This window comes from Streptomyces sp. NPDC028928 (genome assembly GCF_055564915.1).
This window is the reverse complement of the sequence record NZ_JBVHVI010000003.1, coordinates 168,260-195,080: the sequence shown is the minus strand read 5'-3', so window position 1 is coordinate 195,080 and position 26,821 is coordinate 168,260. Positions and strand designations below refer to the sequence as shown.

At 70.8% G+C, this 26,821-nt stretch carries 25 protein-coding genes; 11 read left to right on the top strand and 14 right to left on the bottom strand.

The window, feature by feature from the left end; all coding sequences use genetic code 11:
* Window positions 1-9 precede the first annotated feature (9 nt).
* The 3 genes from ACZ4U1_RS09970 to ACZ4U1_RS09960 all read left to right on the top strand — a co-directional run bounded on the left by ACZ4U1_RS09970 (window position 10) and on the right by ACZ4U1_RS09960 (window position 1,893).
* Window positions 10-669 (top strand): hypothetical protein, encoded by a 660-nt coding sequence (locus tag ACZ4U1_RS09970; RefSeq protein ID WP_467901763.1) that lies wholly within the window; start codon window positions 10-12, stop codon window positions 667-669.
* Window positions 670-721: 52 nt separating this feature from the next.
* Entirely contained in the window at window positions 722-1,336 is a 615-nt protein-coding gene (locus ACZ4U1_RS09965; protein ID WP_467901762.1) for a hypothetical protein, read from the top strand.
* A 197-nt stretch (window positions 1,337-1,533) separates the two neighbouring features.
* Window positions 1,534-1,893 (top strand): hypothetical protein, encoded by a 360-nt coding sequence (locus ACZ4U1_RS09960; RefSeq protein ID WP_467901760.1) that lies wholly within the window; start codon window positions 1,534-1,536, stop codon window positions 1,891-1,893.
* 22 nt (window positions 1,894-1,915) lie between these two features.
* On the opposite strand, the gene ACZ4U1_RS09955 is transcribed toward ACZ4U1_RS09960, so the two are convergent.
* The 4 genes from ACZ4U1_RS09955 to ACZ4U1_RS09940 form a co-directional block, all read right to left on the bottom strand.
* Window positions 1,916-2,893, bottom strand: coding sequence for an EamA family transporter (locus ACZ4U1_RS09955; RefSeq protein ID WP_467901759.1), 978 nt, complete (start codon window positions 2,891-2,893; stop codon window positions 1,916-1,918).
* An 87-nt stretch (window positions 2,894-2,980) separates the two neighbouring features.
* Entirely contained in the window at window positions 2,981-4,978 is a 1,998-nt protein-coding gene (locus ACZ4U1_RS09950; RefSeq protein WP_467901757.1) for an ABC transporter ATP-binding protein, read from the bottom strand.
* A gap of 86 nt (window positions 4,979-5,064) precedes the next feature.
* Complete coding sequence (locus tag ACZ4U1_RS09945) at window positions 5,065-5,196, bottom strand: hypothetical protein (protein ID WP_467901755.1); 132 nt, start codon at window positions 5,194-5,196, stop codon at window positions 5,065-5,067.
* A gap of 198 nt (window positions 5,197-5,394) precedes the next feature.
* Complete coding sequence (locus ACZ4U1_RS09940) at window positions 5,395-8,256, bottom strand: FAD-binding and (Fe-S)-binding domain-containing protein (RefSeq protein WP_467901753.1); 2,862 nt, start codon at window positions 8,254-8,256, stop codon at window positions 5,395-5,397.
* A 155-nt stretch (window positions 8,257-8,411) separates the two neighbouring features.
* Between ACZ4U1_RS09940 and serC the strand changes: the two genes are divergently transcribed.
* Window positions 8,412-9,530: a phosphoserine transaminase gene (gene serC, locus ACZ4U1_RS09935; RefSeq protein ID WP_467901751.1), complete on the top strand. Its 1,119-nt coding sequence runs from the start codon at window positions 8,412-8,414 to the stop codon at window positions 9,528-9,530.
* Between the two features lie 80 nt (window positions 9,531-9,610).
* On the opposite strand, the gene ACZ4U1_RS09930 is transcribed toward serC, so the two are convergent.
* Both ACZ4U1_RS09930 and ACZ4U1_RS09925 read right to left on the bottom strand, forming a co-directional pair.
* Window positions 9,611-11,173 carry an alpha/beta fold hydrolase gene (locus tag ACZ4U1_RS09930; protein WP_467901749.1) on the bottom strand — a complete coding sequence of 521 codons (1,563 nt, stop codon included), beginning with the start codon at window positions 11,171-11,173 and terminating at the stop codon, window positions 9,611-9,613.
* A gap of 165 nt (window positions 11,174-11,338) precedes the next feature.
* The gene (locus ACZ4U1_RS09925; protein ID WP_467901747.1) at window positions 11,339-12,331 is read right to left on the bottom strand and encodes a WD40 repeat domain-containing protein; all 993 of its coding nucleotides are present in this window, start codon (window positions 12,329-12,331) and stop codon (window positions 11,339-11,341) included.
* A gap of 144 nt (window positions 12,332-12,475) precedes the next feature.
* Here ACZ4U1_RS09925 and ACZ4U1_RS09920 point away from each other — a divergent pair, with 144 nt between their 5' ends.
* Complete coding sequence (locus ACZ4U1_RS09920) at window positions 12,476-13,159, top strand: GDSL-type esterase/lipase family protein (protein ID WP_467901745.1); 684 nt, start codon at window positions 12,476-12,478, stop codon at window positions 13,157-13,159.
* A gap of 87 nt (window positions 13,160-13,246) precedes the next feature.
* Window positions 13,247-13,840, top strand: coding sequence for a Uma2 family endonuclease (locus ACZ4U1_RS09915; RefSeq protein WP_467901744.1), 594 nt, complete (start codon window positions 13,247-13,249; stop codon window positions 13,838-13,840).
* Here ACZ4U1_RS09915 and ACZ4U1_RS09910 read toward each other — a convergent pair.
* Window positions 13,765-14,946 (bottom strand): hypothetical protein, encoded by a 1,182-nt coding sequence (locus tag ACZ4U1_RS09910; RefSeq protein WP_467901742.1) that lies wholly within the window; start codon window positions 14,944-14,946, stop codon window positions 13,765-13,767. The genes ACZ4U1_RS09915 and ACZ4U1_RS09910 overlap by 76 nt on opposite strands.
* 123 nt (window positions 14,947-15,069) lie before the next feature.
* Here ACZ4U1_RS09910 and ACZ4U1_RS09905 point away from each other — a divergent pair, with 123 nt between their 5' ends.
* A complete protein-coding gene (locus ACZ4U1_RS09905) occupies window positions 15,070-16,065 on the top strand; it encodes an aldo/keto reductase (protein ID WP_467901740.1) in 996 nt (331 codons plus the stop codon).
* Between the two features lie 179 nt (window positions 16,066-16,244).
* On the opposite strand, the gene thpR is transcribed toward ACZ4U1_RS09905, so the two are convergent.
* On the bottom strand, window positions 16,245-16,817 hold the full coding sequence (thpR, locus tag ACZ4U1_RS09900) for an RNA 2',3'-cyclic phosphodiesterase (RefSeq protein ID WP_467901738.1): 573 nt from the start codon (window positions 16,815-16,817) through the stop codon (window positions 16,245-16,247).
* Window positions 16,818-16,870: 53 nt separating this feature from the next.
* Here thpR and ACZ4U1_RS09895 point away from each other — a divergent pair, with 53 nt between their 5' ends.
* Entirely contained in the window at window positions 16,871-17,395 is a 525-nt protein-coding gene (locus ACZ4U1_RS09895; protein WP_467901736.1) for a GNAT family N-acetyltransferase, read from the top strand.
* Window positions 17,396-17,535: 140 nt separating this feature from the next.
* Here ACZ4U1_RS09895 and ACZ4U1_RS09890 read toward each other — a convergent pair whose 3' ends face one another.
* A complete protein-coding gene (locus ACZ4U1_RS09890; RefSeq protein WP_467901734.1) occupies window positions 17,536-18,807 on the bottom strand; it encodes an MFS transporter in 1,272 nt (423 codons plus the stop codon).
* A 102-nt stretch (window positions 18,808-18,909) separates the two neighbouring features.
* Complete coding sequence (locus ACZ4U1_RS09885; protein WP_365709003.1) at window positions 18,910-19,347, bottom strand: MarR family winged helix-turn-helix transcriptional regulator; 438 nt, start codon at window positions 19,345-19,347, stop codon at window positions 18,910-18,912.
* Window positions 19,348-19,502: 155 nt separating this feature from the next.
* Here ACZ4U1_RS09885 and ACZ4U1_RS09880 point away from each other — a divergent pair, with 155 nt between their 5' ends.
* On the top strand, window positions 19,503-19,685 hold the full coding sequence (locus ACZ4U1_RS09880; RefSeq protein ID WP_189294974.1) for a ribbon-helix-helix protein, CopG family: 183 nt from the start codon (window positions 19,503-19,505) through the stop codon (window positions 19,683-19,685).
* A 16-nt stretch (window positions 19,686-19,701) separates the two neighbouring features.
* Here the strand turns inward: ACZ4U1_RS09880 and ACZ4U1_RS09875 are convergent, their stop codons facing one another.
* Entirely contained in the window at window positions 19,702-21,153 is a 1,452-nt protein-coding gene (locus tag ACZ4U1_RS09875; protein WP_467901731.1) for an NCS2 family permease, read from the bottom strand.
* A 150-nt stretch (window positions 21,154-21,303) separates the two neighbouring features.
* Between ACZ4U1_RS09875 and ACZ4U1_RS09870 the strand changes: the two genes are divergently transcribed.
* Together ACZ4U1_RS09870 and ACZ4U1_RS09865 are read left to right on the top strand one after the other, a co-directional pair.
* On the top strand, window positions 21,304-21,570 hold the full coding sequence (locus ACZ4U1_RS09870; protein ID WP_467901730.1) for a DUF2530 domain-containing protein: 267 nt from the start codon (window positions 21,304-21,306) through the stop codon (window positions 21,568-21,570).
* Window positions 21,571-21,620: 50 nt separating this feature from the next.
* Window positions 21,621-23,987 carry an HAD-IC family P-type ATPase gene (locus tag ACZ4U1_RS09865; RefSeq protein WP_467901728.1) on the top strand — a complete coding sequence of 789 codons (2,367 nt, stop codon included), beginning with the start codon at window positions 21,621-21,623 and terminating at the stop codon, window positions 23,985-23,987.
* Between the two features lie 28 nt (window positions 23,988-24,015).
* On the opposite strand, the gene ACZ4U1_RS09860 is transcribed toward ACZ4U1_RS09865, so the two are convergent.
* From ACZ4U1_RS09860 to ACZ4U1_RS09850, 3 genes are all read right to left on the bottom strand, one after another.
* A complete protein-coding gene (locus ACZ4U1_RS09860; protein ID WP_467901726.1) occupies window positions 24,016-24,849 on the bottom strand; it encodes a hypothetical protein in 834 nt (277 codons plus the stop codon).
* Window positions 24,850-24,999: 150 nt separating this feature from the next.
* Window positions 25,000-25,839 carry a hypothetical protein gene (locus ACZ4U1_RS09855; protein WP_467901724.1) on the bottom strand — a complete coding sequence of 280 codons (840 nt, stop codon included), beginning with the start codon at window positions 25,837-25,839 and terminating at the stop codon, window positions 25,000-25,002.
* Between the two features lie 89 nt (window positions 25,840-25,928).
* Complete coding sequence (locus ACZ4U1_RS09850) at window positions 25,929-26,816, bottom strand: hypothetical protein (protein ID WP_467901722.1); 888 nt, start codon at window positions 26,814-26,816, stop codon at window positions 25,929-25,931.
* Window positions 26,817-26,821 lie beyond the last annotated feature (5 nt).

The following is a 26,821-nucleotide window of genomic DNA, read 5'->3' as shown; positions in this document are numbered from 1 at the left end:
GGCGCCGGCATGAACTACCGCGATCTGCTCGACGTGGATCTCGGCAAGCTCGCCGCTGCCGTGGTCACATGGGAGCAGGCGGTCAAACGCCTTGAGACGCTGTCGAGAGACAGCCGCGAAGGGCTGAAGGCAAAGGCCGACAGGGCCCGTTGGGCCGGAATAAATGCCGCTGTGACCCGCGAGTTCGTGGACAAGACGGTCAAAGAATGCGCTGACCTGCACCGTGAGGCCAAGAGCATCTGGAGCATCTTGGACGACGCCCACCAAGAGCTGGTCGGCCTGCAACGCAGGGCAAAGATCCTTGAAACGGATGCCCGGGATAACGGCTACCTGATCGTGCCCGCCGAGAACGGCTCGGTACAGGTAATGCCAGGCATGTGCACCGTCGATGGGAAAGAGGCGGGAGAGAAGGCCAGAGAGCTGATGCAGTGGTACGCCGACACCCTTACCGATCTCGTGCGTCACGCTGCGGAGATCGACGCAGCGGTCGTGCGAGCACTCGGACGCAGCCACGGCAACGATCCCTACAACGCGGGCCACGCCGTTTACACCTCCCTGGACGAGGACATGCTGCCGCGGCTCCGGAAGCTAGCGGAGCTCGGCGATCAAGCCAGCCCTCAGCAGAGGGCAGAGCTGCGACGGTCCCGACGATGGCTCCGGCCCGTATGACATCGAGGACCCCACCGCCCACGACTACTGGATCCTGACCCAGGCCAAGGTCATGGCGAACGGTGGTGACTTCATGGGCCATACCGACGCCGCCCGCAACATGGACCACTACCTCCGAGGGCTGGGAACGCCTCTCGACCTGGACGTGGACAGGATGATGCAAGACGATTCGACACTGCGTAGGGCGGCCGAGAAGTCGATCCGGGATCACGAGGGGGAATGGCGGCAGAAGGCCCTGGACGCCTATCGGGAGTCCGGTGGCAAGCCTGTGACGATTCCGGTGGAGACTCCCGGAGTCGGATACACGCACACGGACCGGAACTGGTATCTGGCCGTGGGTAGCGCCGGAACGAACACCACCGGCGCTGTCACCGTCGCACCCGGAGCGGACGGCAAACCCAAGATCAGTCTCGACTACCAGGTCAACGTCTGGGACCGCTACAACTGGGACCCCGGAAAGGCCACCCAGATCGGACCGACGACCGTGACCGACGCGGACATGGCGCGTCTGCACAGAACAGGTCTGGCCAAGGAGTACGACATGAGAGGCAGTGGGACGGTGCGGCACTACGACCTGGGAACGGGCTCGGGGGTCCTGCCTGCCCCCGCCGACCCCGGGCGGGACGGGACGCGTACGGACATCGGGCGCAACGGAGATGCCCGGTGAGGCGTCCGTTGTCTCGTGCCGCCAGGTTCTCGCGCACGCGTGCGGCGCTTCTCGGTGTCCTCAGCGGTGCGCTTGTCTGTTCGCTGGCGGCCTGTTCGGCAACCGGTCATAGATCATCGGTGCGCGGCGGGACGGAAGGCGGGCGGCGAGTTCCGTACTGGGTCGAGGGAACCACCCCTGCTCAGGTCGCCCAACGCATGAACTTGACGATTCCGGCGCAGGCCACTGATCTCAGGGCTGCCCATCAGAGGGGGTTCCAGGACGACGGGCTGCTGCTCGCCTTCGTGCTGCCCACAGCGGACCTCAAGAAGTTCGTCCGAGAACTCGGCCCGGACAGCCCGCTGTCGCACCGAGCGCGACCGCTTGCCTCGGCGGACAAGGGGAAGCCGCCCGTCACCCCCTTCGCCCACATCGGGCTGAAGGAGCCTGAGGCGCTCGCCGATGTCACGGAAGGACCGGTGTGCCTTCCCTGCCAGGGGGACCTCGACTGGCTGAACGTCGCTGTCCATCCCGTCGACGCGCAACGCAGCCGGGTGTACCTCAGCGGCGCCGACTGATCCGACGACCCGCTTTGCGCCGTCAGGCCTGCGATGCCTGTAGGCGGGCCTTGTTGCGGCCCACCTGGGTGCGGACCGCGCCGATGCTTGCCGCGATGACCAGGGTGATCGCGGCGGCCTCGGTGACGGACAGGGACTGGCCGAGGATGAGGAAGCCCGCCGTGGCCGCGATGGCGGGTTCGAGGCTCATGAGGATGGCGAAGGTGGAGGCCGGCAGGCGGCGCAGGGCCAGGAGTTCGAGGGTGTAGGGCAGGACCGAGGAGAGCAGGGCCACCGCCGAGCCCAGGGCGATGGTGGTGGGGTTCAGGAGCCGGGTGCCGGCCTCGGCGATACCGATGGGGAGGAAGAGGAGGGCCGCCACGGCCATGGCGAGGGCGAGGCCGTCGGCCTGGGGGAAGCGGCGGCCCGTACGGGCGCTGAAGACTATGTAGGCCGCCCACATGGCTCCGGCCCCCAAGGCGAAGGCGACCCCCGTGGGGTCCAGGTTGCTGAAGCCTCCGCCGCCGAGCAGGAAGACGCCGGCGAGGGCCAGGCCGGCCCAGAGCGCGTTGATCGCGCGGCGGGAGGCCAGGACGGAGAGGGTCAGCGGGCCGAGGACTTCGAGGGTGACCGCCGGGCCCAGCGGGATGCGGGCGACCGCCTCGTAGAACAGGCCGTTCATCGCGCCCATGGTGATACCGAAGACGATCACCGTGCCCCAGTCGGTGCGCGAGTGACCGCGCAGCCGGGGCCGGCAGACCAGGAGGAGGACGACCGCCGCCGCGAGGAGCCGCAGGGTCACGACGCCCAGCGCGCCGGCCCGGGGCATCAGGGTGACCGCCAGCGCGCCGCCGAACTGCACCGAGATGCCACCGGCCAGCACCAGCCCGACCGGGCCGAGCGAACCGAACGAGCCGAGACGGCGCCTTCCCGCGGCGGAGGGGGTGGTGGCCTGGGACGGCGAGGTCGTGCTGGGTGCGGCGGTCACGGGCGGTCCTGGTGCTTGATCGGGTTCGTTCATCGCGATGTACTACCAAGTCCAGGGTAATGGACTTGGACAGGCGCGTGAACCCTTTTTGGGACTGTCCCGGATGCTGGATCCCCCGGCTCAGCCGCTGGGCCAGACCTCCTCGTCGCGGAACAGGGGACGACCGTCCGGCAGGGCCGAGGGCACGCCGTCTCCGTAGCCGTACCCGTTTCCATGCCCGTCCCCGTACCCAGGGCCGTATCCGTGCCCGTGCCCGTACTCGTACGCCGGTACGGGCGCCGGAGCCGGTGCCGGTGGCTGTGGCTCCTCCCACAGCGGCATGCGCAGCTCCCCGGTGTCCAGCACCGCGTTGTTCTGGGAGCGGTGCAGCCGGGCGTAGGCACCGCCCCGGGCGAGGAGTTCGTCGTGGCGGCCGGTCTCCACGATGCGGCCGCGGTCCACCACGATGATGCGGTCGGCGTCGGGGGCGAGGTTGAGGTCGTGCGTGATCATGATCGTCGTACGGCCCGTCATCAGGCGGCGCAGCGGCTTGACGACGCGGCGGGCGGCCATCGCGTCCAGGCCTGTGGTCGGTTCGTCCAGGACCAGGACGGGCGCGTCGCGCAGGATGGCGCGGGCGATGGCCAGGCGCTGGAGCTGTCCTCCGGAGAGACGGGCCGAGTGGGGGTCGACCTTGGTGTCGTAGCCGTCGGGGAGCCGGACGATGAAGTCGTGGGCGTCGGCCGCCTTGGCCGCCTCCACGATCGCCTGCTCGCTGGCGCCGGGCCGGCCGCAGGCAATGTTGGCGCGCACCGTGTCGTGCAGCACCAGGGTTTCCTGCGGGAGCAGGGTGACGTACTCGCGCAGCCGGGCCAGCGGGAAGTCGCGCAGGGGTACGCCGTCCAGGAGGACGTCTCCGGAGTCCGGGTCGTAGAAGCGCAGCAGCAGCTTGGACACCGTGGACTTGCCGGCGCCGCTCGGGCCGGTGATGATCACCAGTTCGCCGGGGCGGACGGCGAAGGAGAGGCCTTCGAGGGCGGTCCGGTCGGTGCCGGGGTAGCGGAAGGAGACGTCCCGGACCTCGACCGTGCCGTCCGGCCGGCCCACGTCGGCGCCGCGCCGGGGGTCTGTGACGGAGGGGCGCACGTCCAGGATCTCGATGAGCCGCTCGGCGCCCGCGGTGGCCGCGGTGACCGTGAGGCCGAGCTGGGCGAGGCCGCGGACGGGCGGGTAGAGGTAGCCGAGGAAGGCGGCGAAGGCGAGGAGCTGGCCGAGGGTCATCCGGCCGGTGGAGATCTCCCAGGCGCCGATGCCGATCACGGCGAGCACGCAGACCGTCTCGATGACCTGGACCAGCTGCTCGTACGCCTCGTTCAGGCGGGTGGAGCGGACGGAGGCGCGGAACCAGGCGTTCGCCTCCTCGTGCAGCCGGCGGCGCTCGGCGTCCCGGCGGTCGTAGGCCTGGGTGAGCACGATGTTGCCGAGGGACTCCTCCACCACGGAGGTGATCGCGCCGTCGGCCACCCGGCCCGCGCGGGAGACGTCCTTGATGGATCCGGAGAAGCGGCGGGCGGCCAGCCAGAACAGGGGGGCGAGGACGAAGGTGGCGGCGGCCAGGTCCCAGCGCAGCCAGAAGGCGGCGACGGCGTAGAAGAGGGCGGAGAAGGCCGCCGAGGCGGCGCCGACGAGACCGGACACGACCATCGTCTCGATCGCCTCGACGTCGCTGGTCAGCCGGGAGAGCAGATCACCCTGCCGGTGGCGCTGGAAGAAGTGCGGGGGCAGCTGCTGGACGTGGTCGAAGACGTGCTCGCGCAGCCGCATCACGAAGCGCTCGGTGGCCCACGCGGCCAGGGAGTTGCCCGCGTACGCGACGAGCGCGCCGACCACCGCGATGCCCAGCCACTTCACGGCCGGGCTCCAGAACGCGGCCAGTGATCCCTTCTGCAGGGCGTGGTCGGTCAGCTCGCTGAACAGCAGGATGGCCTCGGTCTCGGCGAGCGCGGCGAGCACCGTGCACAGCCAGACGACGAGCAGCCACTTCCTGAGCCCCTTGGTCAGCGGCCAGAAACGGCGGAATGCCGTGCGGGCGGGAATGGTAGGTGCTTCGTACTCGTATTCTTCACCTTCGCCAGCCATCAGAAAACCTTTCCGAATCACCTTCCCAAAGGAAGAGGAAAAGGGGTCGACGGTGCACCATCGACCCCTTTCAGTTCAGCGCCGGATCACTTGTCCTGGCCGGGCAGCGGCTTGGGCAGCGGCTTGTGCGCGCGCTTCTTCGGCTTCGGCTTCGGCGGCGGGGGGAGCTGCTTCGACTTGGGCTTGGGGGGCAGCGGGGCAAGCTTCTTGAAGCTCATTTCCGTCTCCTTTTGTCGCACTGTTCTTGTGTGCTGAATTCCGTCTCCGGAACCCGACATCGAAGAACCTACACGCCGTCCAGGGGTCCGGAACCGCGAAATCGGCAAGGGTGTGCTGTGAATTCCTTTGCGGTTCCTGAGAGACCGGATCGAAAGCGACTCGAAGCTGAGAGTTCTCTTGTGAAGCTGGGTGCGGCCTTAGGGCAGCGCCTCCGCCAGGACCTCCGCCAGGTGCCGGCCCCGGACCCCGGCGAGCTGTTCCAGCTGGGTGCGGCAGGAGTAGCCGTCGGCCAGGATCACCGTGCCCGGGGGTGCTTGCCGGACCGAGGGCAGGAGCTGTTCCTCGGCGCAGGCCCGGGAGACCTCGAAGTGGCCTTTCTCGAAGCCGAAGTTGCCGGCCAGGCCGCAGCAGCCTCCGCTCAGCTCGCCGGTGAGGCCGGCGGCGGCGCGCAGGCGGCGGTCGGGGGTGTCGCCGAGCACCGCGTGCTGGTGGCAGTGGGTCTGGCCGGCCACCGGGCGGTCGACGGCGGGCGGGGTCCAGTGCGGGGCGTGCCGCTCCAGGGTTTCGGCGAAGGTGAGGACCGCGGCGGACAGCTGGGCGGCCCGCGGGTCGTCGGGCAGGAGTTCCGGGAGGTCGCCGCGGAGGGCGGCGGCGCAGCTCGGCTCCAGGACGACGACCGGGACCCGGGCCCGCAGCACCGGTTCCATCAGGTCCAGGGTGCGGCGCAGGACCTTGCGGGCGCGGTCCAGCTGGCCGGTGGAGATGTAGGTGAGTCCGCAGCACACCCGGGCCCGGCGGGCGGTGAGCAGCGCGGTCGCCGCTCTTGTCCGGCCGTCGGCGATCGCTCCGCGGCCCGGCAGCCGCGTGGGCGGGAGCGCCACCCGCAGCCCGGCGGCCTCCAGCACGCGCACGGCGGCCTGTCCGACGGACGGTGACAGGTGCTCGGTGAAGGTGTCGGGCCAGAGGACGACCAGGTTCCCCGTGGCCTGAGTCGGCCTTCGCCTCCGCCACCACCCGCTGAACGTCTGCGTCGCCAGTCGCGGGATCTCCCGTTCCGGGGCCAGCCCGCCCAGCCGTTTGCCGAGGCGCGCCGGCAGGCCGAGCGAGGCCAGCGCGTTCAGGACCGGTGCCATGCGAGTGCGGGCCGTCCAGCGGAGCCACTCCGGGAGGCGGCCCAGGGTGTGGTGGGCGGCGGGGCGGCGGCGGCCGGCGTAGTGGTGGTGCAGGAACTCCGCCTTGTAAGTGGCCATGTCCACGCCGACCGGGCAGTCCGAGCGGCAGCCCTTGCAGGACAGGCAGAGGTCGAGGGCGTCACGGACCTCCGTGGACCGCCAGCCGTCGGTGATCACCTCGCCCGCGAGCATCTCGTGCAGCAGCCGGGCCCTGCCGCGCGTGGAGTGCTCCTCCTCGCCGGTGGCCCGGTAGGAGGGGCACATCACGGCGGGGCCGGCCGCCGTGGTCGTACGGCACTTGGCGACGCCGACGCAGCGGCGGACGGCCGCGGCGAAGTCTCCGCCGTCGGCCGGGTAGCCGAAGGTCACGTCGACCGGGCGGCTCGGCAGGACGGAGAAGCGGAGGTTCGCGTCGAGCGGGGCCGGGCGGACCAGCATGCCGGGGTTGAGCAGGTCGTCGGGGTCCCAGACGGCCTTGGCCCGCTCGAACAGCCGTACCGTCTGCGCGCCGTACATCCGGGGGAGGAGTTCCGCGCGGGCCTGGCCGTCGCCGTGTTCTCCGGACAGGGAGCCGCCGTGGGCCACCACCAGGTCGGCCAGCTCCTCGGAGAAGCGGCGGAAGCGGCCGGTGCCGGCCTCGGTGAGCAGGTCGAAGTCGATGCGGACGTGGATGCAGCCGTCGCCGAAGTGGCCGTACGGCGTGCCGCGCAGTCCGTGGGCCGACAGCAGGGACCGGAAGTCGCGCAGGTAGGCGCCGAGCCGGGCGGGCGGCACCGCGCAGTCCTCCCAGCCGGGCCAGGCCTCCGTGCCGTCCGGCATCCGGGTGGCCGTGCCGGCCGCGTCCTCGCGGATGCGCCACAGGGCCCGCTGGGCCGCCGGGTCGGTGACGACCAGCGCGTCCACGACGTCGGCGGCGCGCACGGTCTCCTCGGCACGCGCGCGGGCCTCGGCGGCCGTCTCCCCGCCGGTCTCCACGAACAGCCAGGCGCCGCCCCCGGGCAGTCCCGACCCGGCAGGCACCAGGTCGGCGGCCATGCCCTCCACCGTGAGCGGCCGCAGCGGCAGCAGGCCGGCGGCGGCTTCGGCGGCGGCGCTCTCGTCGGCGTACGCCAGCACGGCCAGGGCACGCGCGCGCGGCGCCTCGACCAGGCCGACCACGGCCTCGGTGAGGATGCCGAGGGTGCCCTCGGAGCCGCAGAAGGAGCGGGCGACGTCGGCGCCCTTCTCGGGCAGCAGCGCGTCCAGCGCGTACCCGGAGATGCGGCGGGGCAGGTCGGGGAAGCCCGTGCGGAGCCGGGCCAGTTCGCTCTCGGCCAGCTCGCGCAGCCCGGCCGGGGCGCCCGCCCACCCCGGGCCGAGCCGGAGCCGCTGCCCGCGCGCGGTGACGACGGACAGCTCCCGCACGCTGTCCGCGGTCGTGCCCCAGGCGACCGAGTGGGAGCCGCACGCGTTGTTGCCGATCATGCCGCCGAGGGTGCACCTGCTGTGCGTGGACGGATCCGGGCCGAACCTCAGTCCGTGCGGGGCGGCGGCCTCCTGGAGCCGGTCCAGGACGAGCCCCGGCTGGACGACGGCCGTCCTGCTGCCCGGGTCCAGCTCCAGCAGGCCGGTCATGTGCCGGGTGAAGTCCAGCACCACGCCGGTGCCGGTCGCCTGCCCGGCGATCGACGTGCCGCCGCCGCGCGCCACCACCGGCACCCCGCGCGTCCGGCACACCTCCAGCACGGCGGCCACGTCGTCGGCGTCTCTGGGGGCCACGACGCCCAGTGGGACGCGCCGGTAGTTGGACGCGTCCATGGTGACCAGCGACCGGCTGGTGGCGTCGAAGCCGACGTCGCCCCGCACGGCGCCGCGCAGCTCCGCTTCGAGAACCGAGTGATCCGTCATGCGTCCAGGATGCATCCGATCACGGACAGTCACCGAGACGTGTCCACAACCCCGCTCCGATCGTCGTACAACCTCACAAGTCCACGTCCCGTGATCTCGTCTCATCGAACGGACACGTCTCCACCTGGCGGAACACCACCGGCTAACCTCGTGCCGTGGCCGACATCCAGATTCCCGCAGACATCAAGCCCGCCGACGGACGCTTCGGCGCGGGCCCCTCCAAGGTGCGCACCGAGGCGCTGGACGCCCTCGCCGCCACCGGTACCTCCCTGCTGGGCACCTCCCACCGGCAGGCGCCGGTGAAGAACCTGGTCGGCAAGGTCCGCGAGGGCATCTCCGAGCTGTTCTCCCTCCCCGAGGGCTACGAGGTCGTCCTCGGCAACGGCGGCTCCACCGCGTTCTGGGACATCGCCACCCACGGCCTGATCGAGAACAAGTCGCAGCACCTCAGCTTCGGCGAGTTCTCCTCCAAGTTCGCCAAGGCCGCCAAGCTCGCCCCCTGGCTGGCCGAGCCCACCGTCATCTCGGCCGACCCCGGCACCCACCCGGAGGCGCGGGCCGAGGCGGGCGTCGACGTCTACGCCTTCACCCACAACGAGACCTCGACGGGCGTCGCGATGCCCATCAAGCGTGTCGAAGGCGCGGACTCCGGTTCGCTCGTGCTGGTGGACGCGACCAGTGGCGCCGGCGGCCTCCCGGTCGACATCGCCGAGACCGACGTCTACTACTTCGCCCCGCAGAAGTCCTTCGCCTCCGACGGCGGCCTGTGGATCGGCGTCTTCTCCCCGGCCGCGATCGAGCGCGCCGAGCGGATCCACGCCTCCGGCCGCCACGTCCCGGAGTTCTTCTCGCTCCCCACGGCGATCGACAACTCCCGCAAGAACCAGACGTACAACACCCCGGCGCTCGCCACCCTCTTCCTGCTCAACGAGCAGTTGGAGTGGCTCAACGGCCAGGGCGGCCTCGCCTGGTCCACGGCCCGCACCAAGGACTCCTCGACCCGCCTGTACACCTGGGCGGAGGAGTCCAAGTACGCCACCCCGTTCGTCTCGGACCCGGCCAAGCGCTCGCAGGTCATCGGCACGATCGACTTCTCCGACGAGATCGACGCCGCCGCCGTCGCCAAGGTGCTGCGCGCCAACGGCATCGTGGACACCGAGCCGTACCGCAAGCTCGGCCGCAACCAGCTGCGCATCGCGATGTTCCCGGCGATCGACCCGGCGGACGTCGAGGCGCTGACGAAGTGCGTGGACTACGTCATCGAGAAGCTCTGACTTTCCGAGTACGACGAAGCTCTGACTTTCCGAGTACGACGACGAAGGGCGCCCGGTGCATGCCGGGCGCCCTTCGTGTGTCACTGCACGAACGGTGGCTTCACGCCCAGGCCCTGCCTGTGGGACGGCTTGCAGGTGACGTCCCCTGCCGGCAGCTTTCCGGTGCTCAGGTAGGCGTTGACGGTGCGGTCGGCGCAGGAGCGCGGGTCGCCGCCGTAGACGCCGTGGCCCTCGCCGCCCTTGACGTACACCATGCGCGAGCCCTTCAGGGCGCGGTGCATGCCGAGGCCGCTGACCAGGGGCGTCTGGGAGTCCCACTGGTTCTGGACGGTCAGCAGAGGGACCTTGTTGTCGACCGTGGTGACGGGCTCGGCCGGCTTGTCCCAGAACGCGCAGGGCGTGATGTTGGAGCCGAAGTCGCCGTAGAGCGGGTACTTGGCCTTGTCCCGGATGGCGTCGCGCTGGTACTGCTCCGGGTCGTGCGGCCAGGCCGCGGTGTCACCGCAGAGCACCGACCAGAAGGAGGCGCTGCCATTGTCGGCCGGAGGCTGCGCGGCTCCGGACCTGGCCAGGGTGGAAGTCCAGCGGGGCTGCTGCTGGGCGCCGGGCGGCAGCAGGGAGTGGCGGGACGAGCCGTGGCCCGCCGCCGCCTTCTTGAACTCGACCACCGCCTGGGCCGCGTACTGGGGCGTGAAGAACGCGGGACGCAGGATGGCACGGATGTCGTCGCCGGTGAACTTGGCTCCACCGTCGTCGATGGGGGAGCGGTCGGCGCGGGCGACCAGGTTCCAGAACGTCTTGCGCACCTCGGCCGGGGTGTTGCCGAGCTTGTACGTGCGGTGGTGCTGCGCGGTCCACTTCGTCCAGCGGGTGAACGCCGGCTCGGTGCCCGATGCCCAGACCTGGATCATGCCGCGCCAGATCCGGGCCGGGTCGACGGCGCTGTCCAGCACGAAGCGGTCGGTGCGCTCGGGGAACATCTGCGCGTAGACGGCGCCGAGGTACGTGCCGTAGGAGTACCCCAGGTAGGAGAGCTTCTTCTCGCCCAGAACCGCACGGATGACGTCCATGTCGCGGGCGGTGTTGCGGGTGGTGATGTACGGGAGCTTGTCGCCGCTCCTGGTACGGCACTTGTCGGCGACGGTCCGGGCCCACTTGACGTCGCGGCTGAACGTCTCCGCCTTGTAGGGGTGCTCGATGTTCTGTTCCGCTCCCGTGAGGCCGCAGGTGACCGGGGTGCTGCGGCCGACACCGCGCGGGTCGAAGCCGATGAGGTCGTAACTCTCGCGGACCTTCTCGGGCAGCGCGTCCTTCATCATGGCGGGCATGTCCAGGCCCTCGCCGCCGGGACCGCCGGGGTTGAAGAGGAGCACGCCGTGCCGCTTGCCGGGGACGCTGGTCTTCAGCCGGGAGACGGCCAGCTTGATGGTCTTGCCGCCGGGGCGGCCGTAGTCGAGCGGGACCTTGATCGTGGCGCACTGGAACGCGGCGGGCTGCGACGCGTCGCATCTGTGCCACGCGGGCTTCTGGGCCTCGAACCTCCCCAGCGGTTCCGCCGCGGAGGCCTGCGCCGGGGCGAGGGCGGGGACCAGGGTTGCCGTGACCCCGACGGCGAGCATGGGCGCCAGGCGTCCTATCCGCACGATGGACGTTCCTTTCCGTCAACTTAGAGGACGGGAACACCCTTTCGTGTCCGGTGAGCGAACGGATCCATCTGCGGGGCGGTCCTGCTCCGCCTCCGGGAGTACACAGAAATGGACGTACGGAGGAGAACCCGAACGGGCATTTTTCCCTCCGCGCCCGGCAGTTCAGCCCCGACGCAGCCGCCGCAGGCCGAACAGCGCCGCCACGCCGACCGCGACGATCACGGCGCCCACCTTGAGGCTCCCGCCGCCCCCCTGGTCCGCCGATCCGCCGGAACTCCCGCTCGCCGACGGCGACTTCGCTGCGGGCCGGTCCGGGGCGTCGACCGCCTGGACGGCACTGTCGGCGCCCTCGCTGCCGTACATCAGCTTGGTGCCGTCGGCGGAGTACGACACCGACTCCCCCTGCCCCTGGAGCGGCACGTCCAGGCGCCCCTTGCGCTTGATACGGCCGCCGTTCCAGTCGTAGGCGATGCCGCCGAAGTAGCCGCGTACGGCGAGGTGCCGGCCGTCCGGGGAGAACGCGGCGTCGGTGGCCCACAGGTCGACGGCCGCGACCGGCTTGAAGACGTTGGCGCCGGAGGTGGAGAGGGTGGCCGGGCCCTCGTACAGGTGCCCGCCGTCCTCCTTCTTGTCGATGAGGTAGACGCGCCCGGTCTCGGGGTGGACGACCAGCGACTCGGCGTCGCGCGGTCCGTCGGAGTACTTCACCACGTACTGCGTGGCCGTGACCGTCTGGTCGGTGAGCTTCTTCGGCTCGGGCAGCCGGTAGATCCACACGTACGGCCACCTGCCGCCGAAGTTGTCGCCGATGTCACCGACGTAGATCTCGTTGTGCGGCCCGACGGAGACGGCCTCGACGTCCCGCGGGGAGCCGATGCCGCGCAGGGTGATCCGGGCGACGGTCCTGCCGGTGGCGCTGTCCACGGCGTAGAGGTACGGCCCGTCGTCGCTGTCGTTGTGCGTCCAGTAGACGCCGGGGTGCTGCCGGGAGGCGGCGAGCCCGCTGGACTCGGTGATCCGCGGGTCCTTGATGGTGAAGCCCTGGTCCCCCGCCCCCTCGGTGGTTCCCCCGGCGGTTCCGTCGGCGGCGGAGGCGGGCAGCGCGCAGGCGCCGGCGAGCAGCACCCCGGCGAGAACAGCGAAGGATCGACGCATGAGCCAAGCCTGCCATTCCCGCCGGGGGTTCACCGGACATGGCCGTCTGCTTCGCTTGACCTGGCCGCCGGGGCCGCCGGGACGTGGTCCGCCTCACAGCCACCACCAGCCCCACGTGCCACCGCGATCCTTCATCATGAGCGGATGCTGAGGTTCATGCCCGTGGGCGACTCCATGACGATCGGGAGCGCGGGCGAACACACATGGCGTTACCGGCTGTGGCAGCACCTGTGCGCCTCGTACGGCGGCCCGTTCACCTTCGTCGGCCCGCGCGAGACGCTGTACGACAAGCAGACCGACGCCCCGACGTCCCTCGCCTACGCCGAACCCGGCTTCCCGCGCGCCCACCTCGCGGGCTGGGGCGAGGGCTGGCTGCACATGGCCCCGCTGATCGGCGACGCGGTGCGCGCCCACCGCCCGGACGTCCTGCTGGTCTCCCTGGGCCTGATCGACCTCGGCTTCTACACCAACGCCGAGCAGACGGCGGAGAACGTACGGGCCTTCGTCACCGCCGCCCGGGAGGCCGGCCCGCGCATCCGGATGGTGCTGCTGCCGGTGATACCCAACATCCGGGCCGCGGCGGACGCGCCGTTCGCCGAGCAGGTCGACCGGTTCAACGTGCTGCTCGCCAAGACGGTCGCCGACCTGGACGAGCCCCGCTCCCCGCTGCTGCTGGCCTCGCCGCCCGAGTCGTACGACATCCGCACCGACACCTACGACGGCACGCATCCCAACGCGCGCGGGGAGCACCGGATCGCGGGAGCGTTCGCGGGGGCGATGTGGGAGGCGTGGGGGGTCGGACAGGCGTACTCGGCGGGAACAAGCTGACGAAATCCGGCGTCTCCTCGTCGTAGTGCCTATCGTTGTACTGCGCGGCTGCACCCGCGGTTGGGGCGGCCGGGGAGGAGCGCCACGATGACCGTCCTGGAAGACAGGATTGAGATCAAGATGGCCGACGCCAACACCAGGCGCTTGGACGAGTGGTTCGAGCGGCTTGAGCGGATGCCCGTCCCCGAGGGATACAAGGTCGAGGTCGTGGGGGGCAGTGTCTTCATGACGCCGCAGCGGGACATCCACTGGCAAACCATTCGCCGGATTCTCTGGGCGCTTGACGATCGGTTCGGAAGGCATGCGCTGGCGCTGTCGGACGTCCGCATCGACTTCCCCGGCCCCCTGAACGGCTTCTGCCCCGATGTAGCCAAACTCCGAGAAGGGGCGACGAAGGACGACGAGGGGCGTTGGCGCCACGAAGACGTCGAGTTCGTCGCCGAGGTCATCTCGAAGGGGACGGCTCACAACGACTACGGGCCCAAGAAGACCGCATACGCCCGCGCCGAGGTCCCCGTGTATCTCATCGCCGACCCCTACCAGGGCAAGTGCCATGTGTACACCGAACCCAAGAAGGGGGAGTACACCAGTGAACTGCGCGTCCGTTACGGGACCGATGTCGACCTGACCACCAGCCCCCTCCGCCTCACCATCAGCACCGACGACTTCCCCCGCGACTGACCCCGCTCCCAGACGTACAACGCCTCCCCCGAGTCGGCCGGCGTCACCCACCTGCCGTCGCCCAGCGCGGCCATGGGCGGCCGGATGCCGACCGGTGCCGGGTAGCCGACCTCCACCGGCGTGCGCGCACCCGCCGTGTCGAGGAGCCAGTGCCGGCCCCGCCCCCACTCCTCGTCGGCCTCGGCCGTCGAGCAGATCAGGGTCGTCTCGTCCAGGAAGCCGCCCGCCCAGTCCCAGTAGGGAAACGCCTCGTCGTTGTCCGGCTCGGCCTCGGGATGCCGGGGGACGACCGTCTCGGCGTCCCACTCCAGACCCTCCAGCACCGAGCCGCCGGGGCCCCGGACCGCCAGCTTGTCCTGGTCGTGGGTCACGGTCATCAGCCGCTCGCCGGACGGGCTCAGGCCCATCAGGGTCAGGTCACCGCCGACGTACGTGACGGACAGCTCCTTGCCGTCCCAGCGGCCCCAGCGCAGCGGCGCCCCGTCCTGGCCCTCCCCGATGCTCAGCCCCATCTGCCCCGGATCCGCCGGATGCGGGAGGTGGAAGCTGCCCGCCGCCGCGGCCCGGGCGTCGGCGCGCGCGAGGACCCGCCCGTCCGCCGCGTCCAGCAGCACCCACTCGTCCACCACGTCCGGGTCCGGCTCCCCCACCGCCAACGGCCCGCGGACGTGCGCCCAGACGTACGCCCCGTCCACGGAGAACCCGGCCGAACCGCCCTCCGGGTGACGGTGGTCGGCGCGGTCGCCGTACTCCTCGTACGACTGGTGCGGCTCGCGGCAGGCGCCGTACCAGCAGCCGTGCCGGACCTCCCAGCGCGTCACTCCGGACGGCTCCACCGCCCGCACCGCGTGCACGCCCGCGAACACCGCCAGGCTCGCGTCCGGCGCCACCGCCCAGGTCCCGCGCCGGCGCGGCCACGGCGCGGGCACGCGCACCCGGTCCCCCGCGGGCGCGAAGGCGTCGTCCAGCGGCTGGACCACGAGCGCGTCGTCGCCGCGCTGGACCAGCAGACGGCGGCCCGGCAGACCGAGCAGCTCGGGGACGTCCGCCTCGGCGGAGGGCAGCGGCGCGGGGACGACGGCACAGAGCCGGGCGGGGACGGACACGGGACTCTCCAGGAGTGGTGCGGTTCCCCGGCACCGTACGGCACACCTGGGGACACCACCTCAACCGCCTTGCTCCAAGGAGCACTTGCCTAGAGCGCACTCCAAGCCGTTGGCTAGTGGACCATGGAGTACACGCAGCTCGGACGCACGGGACTCAAGGTCAGCCGACTCGTCCTCGGGACGATGAACTTCGGTCCGCAGACCGACGAAGCCGACAGCCACGCGATCATGGACGCGGCGCTGGACGCGGGCATCAACTTCTTCGACACCGCCAACGTGTACGGCTGGGGCGAGAACAAGGGCCGCACCGAGACCATCATCGGCAACTGGTTCGCCAAGGGCGGCGGGCGGCGCGAGAAGACCGTCATCGCCACCAAGGTCTACGGCAACATGGCCGCCGACACCGACAACGCCTGGCCCAACCACGACAAGCTCTCCGCGGTGAACATCCGCCGCGCGGTGGACGCCAGCCTGAAGCGGCTGCAGACCGACTACATCGACCTCTACCAGTTCCACCACATCGACCGGAACACCCCGTTCGAGGAGATCTGGCAGGCGATCGACGTCCTCGTCCAGCAGGGCAAGATCCTCTACGCCGGCTCCAGCAACTTCCCCGGCTACAAGATCGCCCAGGCCAACGAGATCGCCGCCCGCCGCGGCGGCACCATCGGCCTGGTCAGCGAGCAGTGCCTGTACAACCTCGCCGAGCGCCGCGCCGAGATGGAGGTCATCCCGGCCGCGCAGGAGTACGGCCTCGGTGTCATCCCGTGGTCGCCGCTGCACGGCGGTCTACTCGGCGGGATCATCAAGAAGGAGGTCCAGGGCGGCCGGCGCGCCTCCGGCCGGGCCGCCGACACCCTCAAGGACCCGGCTGCCCGCGCGCAGATCCAGGCCTACGAGGACCTGCTCGACAAGCACGGCCTGGAGCCCGGCGAGGTGGCCCTGGCCTGGCTGCTCACCCGCCCCGGCGTGACCGGCCCCATCGTCGGCCCGCGCACCGCCGGACAGCTGGAGTCGGCCCTCAGGGCCCTGCGGCTGGAGCTGGGCGAGGACCTGCTGAGCAGCCTGGACGAGATCTTCCCGGGCCCGGGGCCGTCCCCGGAGGCCTTCGCCTGGTAAGCGCCCCGCAGGGGCGCGGGGAACTGCGCGACCGGCCACGACGCGCCCGCAGTCGAAGGACGGCCGCAGTTCCCCGGCATGCCTACCGCATGGCCGACGACAAGGCCACCACGACGAACATCAGCACAAGCACACCGGCCATGATCCGGTTCCGGGTTTTCGGGTCCACACCGTCGAGCCTAACCGCCCCCGCCCAGCGGCCACCGCTCGACCACCTCGTACCGCGGCTGCTCCCCCGGCACCCCGGACGTCGGCAGAGTGCTCCGCACCAGCGCCAGGTCGTCCACGGTCCAGGTGCCGCCGGCGAACTCCGCGAGGCCCGCCACGTACGGCCGTACGTCCACGGCCTCCCGGCTGCGGGCCAGCGTCAGATGGGCCTTGTACCGCCGGTGCTCCCCCATCGGCACCCCGGCCTTCCGCGCCGCCGCCTCCGCCCGGTCGGCCAGCAGCCGCAGCGCCTCCAGGTCCCCGCGGGCGCCCGCCCACACCGCGCGGCCCCGGCCGAACTGGCCGCCGCCCGCGAGGGCGAGGGAGAAGGGGGCCGAGCGGTGGGCCGCACGGGCCAGGCGGTCCGACAGGCCGGGTACGACGTCGTCGGCGACCTCGCCGTAGAACGCCAGGGTGAAGTGCCAGCCGGGGCGGGCGGTCCAGCGCAGCCGGCCGGCGCCCGGCAGCTGCCGCAGCCGGGACACCTCCGCGGCGAGTTCGTCGACGATGTCCTCGGGGGGAATCACGGCGGCGAAGAGTCTCATGGACCTCACGATCCCACCCCACGGCCCCGGACTCCGGGCGGCATGATGGGCCCATGGCGATCACCATTCGAGAAGGCGGCCCCGACGACCTGCCCGCGATACTCGGCATGCTCGACAGCAGCGTGGAGTGGCTGGTCTCACAGGGCCGCACCGTGCAGTGGGGCACCGAGCCCCTGTCGCGGCGCGAGAGGACGGTGGCGGCGGTCGCGGGCGCCATGGACGCGGGGACCACGTACATCGCCGAGGTGGACGGCGTACCGGCCGCCACCCTCACCCTCACCGACGGGCCCGGCTCCTACCTGTCCCACCTGCCGCCGCCCGGCGAGCCCGAGCGGTACATCCACTGGCTCGCCTCCGACCGCCGCTTCAAGGGGCTGGGCGCGGGCAGCGCCCTGCTCGCGCACGCCGCCGAGGTGACCCGGCGGGCCGGTGTGGGGCTGCTGCGCGTGGACTGCTACGCGGGCGGCGACCGCAAGCTGGTCGCCTACTACGAGGCCAACGGCTTCACCCCCACGCACACCTACACCCACGGCCCGGACGACTGGCCGGGCCAGGTGCTGGCCCGGAGGGTCGGCTAGGGGGTCGTGCCCCGAAGGGGCGCGGGCTGTGCCGACATGCGGCTCCACCGCGTGGGCGCGAGCGAACCACCGCGGACCCGCACGCCGCGACGATCCGCACCCTTACGGCGCTGCCGCTCCGGCACCCCAGGCCGGCAGGCCTACGCGGCGGTCGCCAGCCGCTCCCGCTCGCGCGGTACGAAACGGACCCGCGGGTGGCCGTGGTGCCAGCCCACCGACACGCGCAGGCCGCCGATGCGGACGAGGGCCAGGCCGATCGCGGCGGCCGCGGCGGCCGACACGACACCGCCGGCCGCGAAGCCGAACCGGGCGCCGTAGGTGTCGGTGACCCAGCCGACCACGGGCGCGCCCAGCGGCGTACCGCCCATGAACACCATCATGAACAGGGCCATCACCCGGCCGCGCATGGCCGGGTCGGTGGCCATCTGCACGGCCGTGTTCGCGGTGACGTTGACCGTCAGGCCGAAGATCCCGATCGGGACCATGAGCAGCGCGAACAGCCAGTACGACGGCGCCGCCGCGGCGACGATCTCCAGCAGGCCGAAGGCCAGCGCGGCGGCGATCAGGACGCGCAGCCGGGCCGTGCCGCGCCGGGCGGCCAGCAGGGCGCCGACCAGGGAGCCGACGGCCATCAGCGTGTTGAAGAGGCTGTAGGCGCCGGCGCCGGCGTCGAAGACGTCGTCGGCGTAGGCGGACAGCCACACCGGGAAGTTGAAGCCGAAGGTGCCGATGAAACCGACCAGGACGATCGGCCAGATCAGCTCGGGCCGCTTGGCGACGTAGCTCAGGCCCTCGCGCAGCTGGCCCTTGCCGCGCGGCGCGCGCTCGACCACGTGCAGCTCCCGGGCGCGCATCAGCAGCAGGCCGGCGATGGGCGCGGCGAAGGACAGGCCGTTGGCGAGGAACGCCCAGCCGGTGCCCACGCCGGTGATCATGAGGCCGGCGACGGCGGGGCCGACCAGCCGGGCGGACTGGAAGTTCGCCGAGTTCAGGCTGACCGCGTTCTGCAGCTGGTCGGGGCCGACCATCTCGGAGACGAAGGACTGGCGGGCCGGGTTGTCGACCACGGTGGCGAGGCCGACGGCGAAGGCGGCGACGTAGACGTGCCAGACCTGGACATGGCCGGAGAGGGTCAGCGCGGCGAGCGCGAGTCCGGTCACGGCCATCGAGGACTGGGTGACCAGCAGGGTGGGCCGCTTGGGCAGGCGGTCCACGAGGACGCCGCCGTACAGCCCGAACAGCAGCATCGGCAGGAACTGCAGGGCCGTCGTGATGCCGACGGCCGCGGAGGAGCCGGTGAGGCTGAGGACCAGCCAGTCCTGGGCGATGCGCTGCATCCAGGTGCCGGTGTTGGAGACGACCTGGCCGGCGAAGAAGAGGCGGTAGTTCCTGATCCTCAGCGAGCTGAACATCGAGGACTTGCGGGAAACGGGGGTGGTAGGGGTGGTCGGTGCGGGGGCGGAAGGTATTCCGGGTCCCGTACTCAAAAGGGTTCGCCTCCTCCTTCAGTGCGCTTACAGGTGTGCGAGCTTCTCCAGCACGGGGGCGGCGGCGCGCAGGGTGGCCCACTCGTCCTCGTCGAGGCCCTCGACCAGGCCGGCCAGGAAGGCGTTCCGCTTGCGGCGGCTCTCTTCGAGCATGGCCTCGGCCTGTTCGGTCTGGGTGACGACCTTCTGGCGCCGGTCCTCGGGGTGCGGCTCCAGCCGGACCAGCCCCTTGGCTTCGAGCAGCGCGACGATGCGGGTCATCGACGGCGGCTGGACGTGCTCCTTGCGGGCGAGTTCGCCCGGGGTGGCGGAGCCGCAGCGGGCGAGGGTGCCGAGCACCGACATCTCGGTGGGGCTCAGCGACTCGTCCACCCGCTGGTGCTTGAGCCGACGGGACAGCCGCATCACGGCGGAGCGGAGAGCGTTCACGGCGGCAGCGTCGTCGCCATGGGTAAGGTCCGGCATGTTCTTTAGAGTAACTCATTACTCTGGCTAAAGACCACTCGGGCGCGTCCGGCATGCCCGTGACACCCGCCACTGAACCCTGCGATCACCCGTATGAGTGAGTCGGTTCCGGAAAGCGACGCATCGCGCGGCCTGATGTGGCGACCCTCGTAGGCATGGGGACCAGTGTGCTCAGCCTGCGGATAGACGGGGAGCTGCTCGAAAGGCTCCGGCACCACGCGGCGAAAAGAGGAATGAGCGTCCAGGACTATGTCGTCCGGACGCTCATTCGCGATGACTTCGACCAGCGGTTCCAGACCGCCGTCGAGGAGACGGAGAGGTTCTACGGGGTCACCTGACGGCTCCCGCCGGGGCTCAGGTCAGGCCCAGGGCCGGCATCAGGTAGTAGAAGGCGAAGACGGCCGAGACGGCGTACATCGCCACCGGGATCTCCCGGGCCCGCCCGGCGGCCAGGCGCAGCACCGTGAAGGTGATGAAGCCCATGCCGATGCCGTTGGTGATCGAGTACGTGAACGGCATCATCAGCATCGTCACGAAGGCCGGGATCGCGATGGTGTAGTCCGCCCAGTCGATCTCCTTGATGGAGTTCGACAGGATCAGGAAGCCGACCGCGACCAGCGCCGGGGTGGCCGCCTGGGACGGCACCATCGTGGCGATCGGGGTGAGGAACAGCGCCACGGCGAAGAGGCCGCCCGTGACGATGTTCGCGAGACCGGTCCGGGCGCCCTCGCCGACGCCGGCCGTGGACTCCACGAAGGCGGTGGTGGCCGAGGAGGAGCTGGCACCGCCCGCCGCGACCGCGAGGCCGTCGACGAAGAGGACCTTGTTGATGCCGGGCATGTAGCCCTCGGCGTCGGTCAGCTTGGCCTCGTCGCTGACGCCCATGATCGTGCCCATCGCGTCGAAGAAGCACGACAGCAGGACCGTGAAGACGAAGAGGATCCCGGTCAGCACGCCGACCTTGGAGAACCCGCCGAACAGGCTGACCTGGCCGACCAGGCCGAAGTCGGGGGTGGCGACCGGGTTGCCGGGCCACTTCGGAACCGTCAGGCCCCAGGAGGGGATCGTGGCGACCGCGTTGATGATCACCGCGAGGACGGTCATGCCGACGATGGAGATGAGGATCGCGCCCGGCACCTTGCGCACGATCAGCGCGAAGGTGAGCAGCGCGCCCAGGATGAAGACCAGCACCGGCCAGCCGGTGAGGTGACCGCCGGTGCCGAGCTGGACCGGGACGGTGGTCTGGGCGGCGTCCGGCATCCGGGTGACGAAGCCGGAGTCGACCAGGCCGATCAGCATGATGAACAGGCCGATACCGATCGAGATCGCCTTGCGCAGCCCGAACGGCACGGCGTTCATCACGCGCTCGCGCAGACCGGTGGCGACCAGCAGCATGACCACGATGCCCGCGAGGACGACCATGCCCATGGCGTCCGGCCAGGACATGCGCGGCGCGAGCTGGAGCGCGACGACCGAGTTCACGCCGAGGCCGGCGGCGAGCGCGATCGGCACGTTGCCGATGACACCCATCAGCAGCGTGGTGAACGCCGCCGTCAGCGCCGTCGCCGTCACCAGCTGGGCATTGTCCAGGTGGTGCCCGTACATGTCCTTCGCGCTGCTGAGGATGATCGGGTTCAGCACGATGATGTACGCCATCGCGAAGAAGGTGGCGAAACCGCCGCGGACCTCGCGGGCGATGGTGCTGCCGCGCTCGGAGATCTTGAAGAAGCGGTCGAGGGCGCCGAAGGCGGGCGCGCCACCCGGCTTCTCGGGGGTGGGGACCTTGGCGGGTGCCGAGGTGGACATGGAGGACCTCATCCCCAGCGGGGTTCCCCCGAGCCCCGTTGGAGTTTTCTACGATCAGAAGCGGTCAAAGACAAACGGTTTCAGTATGAACGTATGAGCGACAGATCGCTATCTCCGCGCGTAGACACCGGCGGCGCTTAAGCTGTGCGCATGGCTAAGTGGACCCCCAAGCACGAGGCGCCGGAGCCCCTGGAGGGGCCCGTGGTCGCCACGATCACCGGCGGCACCCTCGTGTGGTTCGTCCTCTTCCTGGTCCAGCTGCCCTTCTACGGCTGGTTCGAGGACCACGGGCACCTGTGGTGGCTGTGGACCTGCCTGGCCGGGGGCGGGCTGGGGCTGATCGGTGTCTGGTACGTCCGCAAGCGGGACGCGGCGATCAAGAGGGACGCGGCCCTGAAGTCGGCCGGGGCCGAGTAGCCGTCCTGTTCGGCAGGTGAACGGACAGATCCGCACGTACCGTCGATGGCATGAGCCATATGGACGTGGCCCTGCCGAAGAGCCCCGCGGCCGGGCTGACCGGTGCCGAGGTCGCCGACCGCGTCAGCCGCGGCCTCGTCAACGACGTGCCGGTGCGCAGCAGCCGGTCGCTCGGGGAGATCGTCCGGGCCAACGTCTTCACCCGGTTCAACGCGATCATCGGCGTGCTCTGGCTGATCATGCTGCTCGTCGCGCCGGTCCAGGACAGCCTCTTCGGCTTCGTCATCCTCGCCAACACCGGCATCGGCATCGTCCAGGAATGGCGGGCCAAACAGACCCTGGACTCGCTCGCGGTGATCGGGGAGGCCCGGCCGACGGTACGGCGGGACGGGGTGGCGACCGAGGTGGCCACCCACGAGATCGTGCTGGACGACCTGATCGAGATCGGGCCCGGCGACAAGATCGTGGTCGACGGGGTGTGCGCCGAGGCGGACGGGCTGGAGATCGACGAGTCGCTGCTCACCGGCGAGGCCGAGCCCGTCGTCAAACGCCCGGGCGACCCGGTGATGTCCGGCAGCTTCGTGGTCGCCGGCGGCGGTGCCTTCACCGCCACCAAGGTCGGCCGCGAGGCCTACGCCGCCCAGCTGGCCGAGGAGGCCTCCCGGTTCACGCTGGTCCACTCCGAGCTGCGCACCGGCATCTCCGTCATCCTCAAGTACGTCACCTGGATGATGGTCCCGGCGGCCGTCGGACTCGTGATCACCCAGCTCGTCGTCAAGAACGACGACGTGAAGGACGCCGTGGCCCGCACGGTCGGCGGTATCGTGCCGATGGTCCCCGAGGGGCTGGTGCTGCTCACCTCCGTCGCCTTCGCGATCGGCGTCATCCGGCTCGGCCGCAAGCAGTGCCTGGTGCAGGAGCTGCCGGCCATCGAGGGCCTGGCCCGCGTCGACACCGTCTGCCTGGACAAGACCGGCACCCTCACCGAGGGCGGCATGGACGTCACCGAGCTGCGGCTGCTGGACGGGGCCGACGAGTCGTACATCCACAAGGTCCTCGGCGCGCTCGGCGAGTCCGACCCGCGCCCCAACGCCTCCCTCCAGGCGATCATCGACGCCTACCCGGACAGCGACGACTGGCGCTGCGTCGAGTCGCTCCCCTTCTCCTCCGCCCGCAAGTACAGCGGGGCCGCGTTCAGCGAGGGTGACGGCGAGACCAGCACCTGGCTGCTGGGCGCCCCCGACGTCCTCCTCCACCCCGACGACCCGGCCCTGGCCGAGACCGAGCGGCTCAACGAGCGGGGGCTGCGCGTCCTGCTGCTGGCCCGCGCCCACCGCGACCTGGACGACACCGAGCCGGCCCGGGGCGCCCGCCCCACCGCCCTGGTCGTCCTGGAGCAGCGGCTGCGGCCCGACGCCTCCGACACCCTGCGCTACTTCGCCGAGCAGAACGTCCGCGCCAAGGTCGTCTCCGGGGACAACGCGGTGTCGGTCGGCGCGGTCGCCGCGAAGCTGGGCCTGGACGGTACGGTCGTGGACGCGCGGCGGCTGCCCGCCGACCGGCCGGCGATGGCGCGGGCCCTCGACGCGGGCACCGTCTTCGGGCGGGTCAGCCCGCAGCAGAAGCGGGACATGGTCGGCGCGCTCCAGTCGCACGGGCACACGGTCGCGATGACCGGGGACGGCGTGAACGACGTGCTGGCCCTGAAGGACGCCGACATCGGCGTCGCCATGGGCTCCGGTTCGGAGGCGACCCGTGCGGTGGCGCAGATCGTGCTGCTGGACAACAGCTTCGCGAGCCTGCCCTCGGTGGTCGGCGAGGGCCGCCGGGTGATCGGCAACATCACGCGGGTGGCGACGCTGTTCCTGGTGAAGACGGTCTACTCGGTCCTGCTCGCGGTGCTGGTGGTGTGCTGGCAGGTGGAGTACCCCTTCCTGCCCCGGCACCTGACCCTGCTGTCCACCCTTACCATCGGCGTCCCGGCCTTCTTCCTGGCCCTGGCGCCGAACAAGGAGCGGGCCAGACCCCACTTCGTGCGCCGGGTGATGCGGTACGCGGTCCCCGGCGGCGTGCTGGCCGGCGCGGCGACCTTCGTGACGTACCTGCTCGCCCGGCACCACTACTCCGGGCCCGGCGCCCTGGACGCGGAGACCAGCGCGGCCACCCTGACCCTGTTCCTGATCTCGATGTGGGTCCTGGCGATCATCGCCCGCCCCTACACCTGGTGGCGGGTGGCCCTGGTGGCCGCGATGGCCGTGGCCTTCCTGCTCGTCCTCGCGGTCCCGGCGCTCCAGGACTTCTTCGCGCTCAGGCTGGTCGGCCTGGAGCTGCCGTGGACGGCGGTCGGCGTGGCGGTGGCGGCGGCGGCCGCCCTGGAGTACCTGTGGAGGTGGGTCGGCCGCCGCTTCCCGGCCTGAGACGGCCTGATACGGCCTGGGACGGGTGTTACTGCACGTCGACGTAGTCACCCGTGGCGCTGACCGCCGGGGTGGTCGAGGTGCCCGCGAAGCTGAAGCGCCAGTAGCCGTCGTAGTTGGCGGTGGTGGTGGTCTTCAGGTTGCCGTACGAGTCCGTGTAGACGGTCTTGACGGTGGTGTACGTGGTTGTGCCCGCCTTCTTGAACTGGAGCTTGACCGGCTGGCCGGAGTACCCGTGGTACAGGTTGTCCTCCCAGTTGGCGCGGGTCAGCTTGCCCGTCACCGTGAGGGTCTTGCCCTTGCCGACCGGCTCGGGGCCGGCGTTGACCGTGAGCTTGGAGGCGCGCTGCACGAGGGTGCTGCCCAGGCCGCTCTGGTCCTTGTAGCCGATCTTGCTCATGTCGGCGGGGTTGTCCTGGTCCTGGCCGTTGAAGGCGACCGCCTCGGCGGCCACGCCCCACGAACCGGCCCAGGCGTTCATCAGGTCGCCGTCGGCCGGGTAGATGTCGACCGTGCCCTTGCAGGTGGCCGTCGTCGCCGAGGTGGCGGTGCAGGTGGCGGGGTTGTCGCCGTACAGCTCGGCGGTCGGGTCGTCGTACGAGCCCTTGTAGAGGAAGGCGTCGGTGTAGAAGTCCGCCTTGGTGATGTCCACGTCGGAGCCGTGCGTCAGCGTGTACGAGTAGCTCGCGCTCACCTTGCTGGTGGTGCCGACCTTGATCGCCTTGGCGATGGTGACGTTCGAGAAGCTGACGTTCAGCGTGTACGGCGTACCCGAGTCACCGGTGGCGTGCGCGGCCGGGACGGCGAGGGCGGAGAGGGCCAGGGCGCCGGAGACGGCGGCCACGGTGGCACGTATGCGCATGTGCGTTCCCCTGGAGGGAGAGGTGGATCGTGGAGTCGGTCGACTCACGCGGTCAGATCCACGAGGCATACGACGGGTTGTACGGCAAGCCGGTTTTCCGGCCACTTTTTTGCGAGCGCCTTACCCTGACCCCTCCGCCTGCCGCACGTCCTACTGCACGTCGACGTAGTCACCCGGGGTGGTGACCGCCGAGGTGATCCAGTTGCCGCCGTAGGTGAAGCGGTAGTAGCCGTCGTACGAGGCGCTGGTCGTCGCTTCCACACGGCCGCCGGTGACCGCGTTGGTCTGCGCCACCGTGGTGTAGGAGCTGGTGCCCTTCTTGCGGTACTGGAGCCGCACGTACCCGCTGGCGGAGAAGCCGTGGTACTTGCCGTCGTCCCAGCTGGCGCGGGAGAGCAGGCCGGTGACCGTGATGGTCCTGCCCTTCTTCACCGGCTCCGGGGAGGCGTTGGCGGTCAGCTTGGCGAGGCGCTGGAGCGCGGGGCTCTTGGCGATGTCCCGCTTCGCGACCCCGATGCGGCTCGGGTCCTGCGGGTCGTCCCGGTCCTGGCCGTTGTAGGCGACGGCGTGGATCCCGGTCCGCCAGACACCGGCGTCCTCGTTGCGCAGACCGGCCGGGTCGACCGTGAAAGTGGCCTTGCACGACGCGAGGGTCGCGGGGTCGGTTGCGGAGTCCGTGCAGGTCGCCTCGGCGGAAGCAAGGGTGTCGCTCCGCTCGTCGAGGGACAGGCCGCGGTACAGGTCGACACCGACGACGAAGTCGGAGGCGTGGATGTCGACGTCCGCGCCGTGCTTCAGCGTGAACGTGACGGCCACCGTCTTCGGGTTCTTCGTGCCGACGACGATGGTGCTCCCGCCGTTGATCTGGGTGTTGTAGAAGGTGGCGTCCAGAGCGTAAGGATCGCCCCCGGTGGCGTGGGCGGCCGGCATCGCGAGGATGCCGAGGGCCAGGGCGCCGGTCGCGGCGACCGCGGTGGCGCGCATGCGCATGGGTACCCCCGTGGGTTCAGGTGTGGCGAGGTGGACCCGGGGTCCGGACGATCGCCGGACCCCGGGGTGGAGAAGTGGTGCGAACGGGCTCAGCGCACGTCGATGAAGTCACCCGCGGCGCTGACCGCCGGGGTGGTCGTGGTGCCCGCGAAGGAGAAGCGGTAGTAGCCGTCGGCCGTGGCCTTGGTCGTCGTCTTCAGGGCGCCCGTGGAGTCCGTCTTGACGGTCTTCAGCGTGGTGTAGGTGCTGGAGCCCTTCTTGCGGAACTGGAGCTTCACGGACTGGCCGGTGTAGCCGTGGTACTTGTGGTCCTCCCAGTTGGCGCGGGAGAGCTTGCCCGTGACGGTGAGGGTCCCGCCCTTCTTCACCGGCTCCGGGGAGGCGTTGACCGTCAGCGTGGAGTTGCGCTGGACCAGGGTGGTGCCCAGGTCGAACTGGACGGCGGACTTCTCGTTCTCGAAGTCGATGGCGAGGGCCGCGCCGTGCCAGGTGCCGGCCTGGGAGTTGCGCAGCTTGGTCTCGGAGTCGGTCGCGCGCGGGTCGATGTCGATCGGGCCCTTGCAGGTGGCCGTCGTCGCCGAGGTGTCGACGCAGGTGGCCGGGTCCTGGCCGCCCTGGACGCCGTCCGGGTTCTCGGAGGAGCCGTGGTAGATGAGCGGGCCGGTCAGGACGTTGCTGTCGGTGACGTCCACGTCGGCGGCGTGGGTGACCTTGTAGGTGACCCAGGTGGTGACCTGGTTGGTGGTGCCGACCTTGATCGCCTTGGTGATCTTGAAGTCGGAGAAGGAGACCTTCAGGTCGCCGATCGGCGCGGAGGTGGCGGTGAACGCCGCCTTGCCCGAGGTGTGCTGCGCGACGGCCTTGAGGGCGTCGGCGCGGAAGGACGAGCCGCCGTCCGCCGCGTGCGCGGCCGGGAGGACGAGGGCGGAGAGGGCCAGGGCGCCGGAGACGGCGGCCACGGTGGCACGAAGACGCATGTGTT

What these genes read in the sequence shown, in the direction of transcription:
- ACZ4U1_RS09940 (WP_467901753.1), bottom strand. Translation starts at nt 8,256, where the DNA reads ATGACGGATCACTCGGTTCTCGAAGCGGAGCTGCGCGGCGCCGTGCGG.
- ACZ4U1_RS09920 (WP_467901745.1), top strand. Translation starts at nt 12,476, where the DNA reads ATGCTGAGGTTCATGCCCGTGGGCGACTCCATGACGATCGGGAGCGCG.
- ACZ4U1_RS09860 (WP_467901726.1), bottom strand. Translation starts at nt 24,849, where the DNA reads ATGCGCATACGTGCCACCGTGGCCGCCGTCTCCGGCGCCCTGGCCCTC.
- ACZ4U1_RS09970 (WP_467901763.1), top strand. Translation starts at nt 10, where the DNA reads ATGAACTACCGCGATCTGCTCGACGTGGATCTCGGCAAGCTCGCCGCT.
- thpR (WP_467901738.1), bottom strand. Translation starts at nt 16,817, where the DNA reads ATGAGACTCTTCGCCGCCGTGATTCCCCCCGAGGACATCGTCGACGAA.
- ACZ4U1_RS09865 (WP_467901728.1), top strand. Translation starts at nt 21,621, where the DNA reads ATGAGCCATATGGACGTGGCCCTGCCGAAGAGCCCCGCGGCCGGGCTG.
- ACZ4U1_RS09885 (WP_365709003.1), bottom strand. Translation starts at nt 19,347, where the DNA reads ATGCCGGACCTTACCCATGGCGACGACGCTGCCGCCGTGAACGCTCTC.
- ACZ4U1_RS09880 (WP_189294974.1), top strand. Translation starts at nt 19,503, where the DNA reads ATGGGGACCAGTGTGCTCAGCCTGCGGATAGACGGGGAGCTGCTCGAA.
- ACZ4U1_RS09950 (WP_467901757.1), bottom strand. Translation starts at nt 4,978, where the DNA reads ATGGCTGGCGAAGGTGAAGAATACGAGTACGAAGCACCTACCATTCCC.
- ACZ4U1_RS09965 (WP_467901762.1), top strand. Translation starts at nt 722, where the DNA reads ATGGCGAACGGTGGTGACTTCATGGGCCATACCGACGCCGCCCGCAAC.
- ACZ4U1_RS09955 (WP_467901759.1), bottom strand. Translation starts at nt 2,893, where the DNA reads ATGAACGAACCCGATCAAGCACCAGGACCGCCCGTGACCGCCGCACCC.
- ACZ4U1_RS09945 (WP_467901755.1), bottom strand. Translation starts at nt 5,196, where the DNA reads ATGAGCTTCAAGAAGCTTGCCCCGCTGCCCCCCAAGCCCAAGTCGAAG.
- ACZ4U1_RS09960 (WP_467901760.1), top strand. Translation starts at nt 1,534, where the DNA reads ATGAACTTGACGATTCCGGCGCAGGCCACTGATCTCAGGGCTGCCCAT.
- ACZ4U1_RS09915 (WP_467901744.1), top strand. Translation starts at nt 13,247, where the DNA reads ATGACCGTCCTGGAAGACAGGATTGAGATCAAGATGGCCGACGCCAAC.
- ACZ4U1_RS09895 (WP_467901736.1), top strand. Translation starts at nt 16,871, where the DNA reads ATGGCGATCACCATTCGAGAAGGCGGCCCCGACGACCTGCCCGCGATA.
- ACZ4U1_RS09870 (WP_467901730.1), top strand. Translation starts at nt 21,304, where the DNA reads ATGGCTAAGTGGACCCCCAAGCACGAGGCGCCGGAGCCCCTGGAGGGG.
- ACZ4U1_RS09905 (WP_467901740.1), top strand. Translation starts at nt 15,070, where the DNA reads ATGGAGTACACGCAGCTCGGACGCACGGGACTCAAGGTCAGCCGACTC.
- ACZ4U1_RS09855 (WP_467901724.1), bottom strand. Translation starts at nt 25,839, where the DNA reads ATGCGCATGCGCGCCACCGCGGTCGCCGCGACCGGCGCCCTGGCCCTC.
- ACZ4U1_RS09850 (WP_467901722.1), bottom strand. Translation starts at nt 26,816, where the DNA reads ATGCGTCTTCGTGCCACCGTGGCCGCCGTCTCCGGCGCCCTGGCCCTC.
- ACZ4U1_RS09875 (WP_467901731.1), bottom strand. Translation starts at nt 21,153, where the DNA reads ATGTCCACCTCGGCACCCGCCAAGGTCCCCACCCCCGAGAAGCCGGGT.
- ACZ4U1_RS09925 (WP_467901747.1), bottom strand. Translation starts at nt 12,331, where the DNA reads ATGCGTCGATCCTTCGCTGTTCTCGCCGGGGTGCTGCTCGCCGGCGCC.
- ACZ4U1_RS09890 (WP_467901734.1), bottom strand. Translation starts at nt 18,807, where the DNA reads ATGTTCAGCTCGCTGAGGATCAGGAACTACCGCCTCTTCTTCGCCGGC.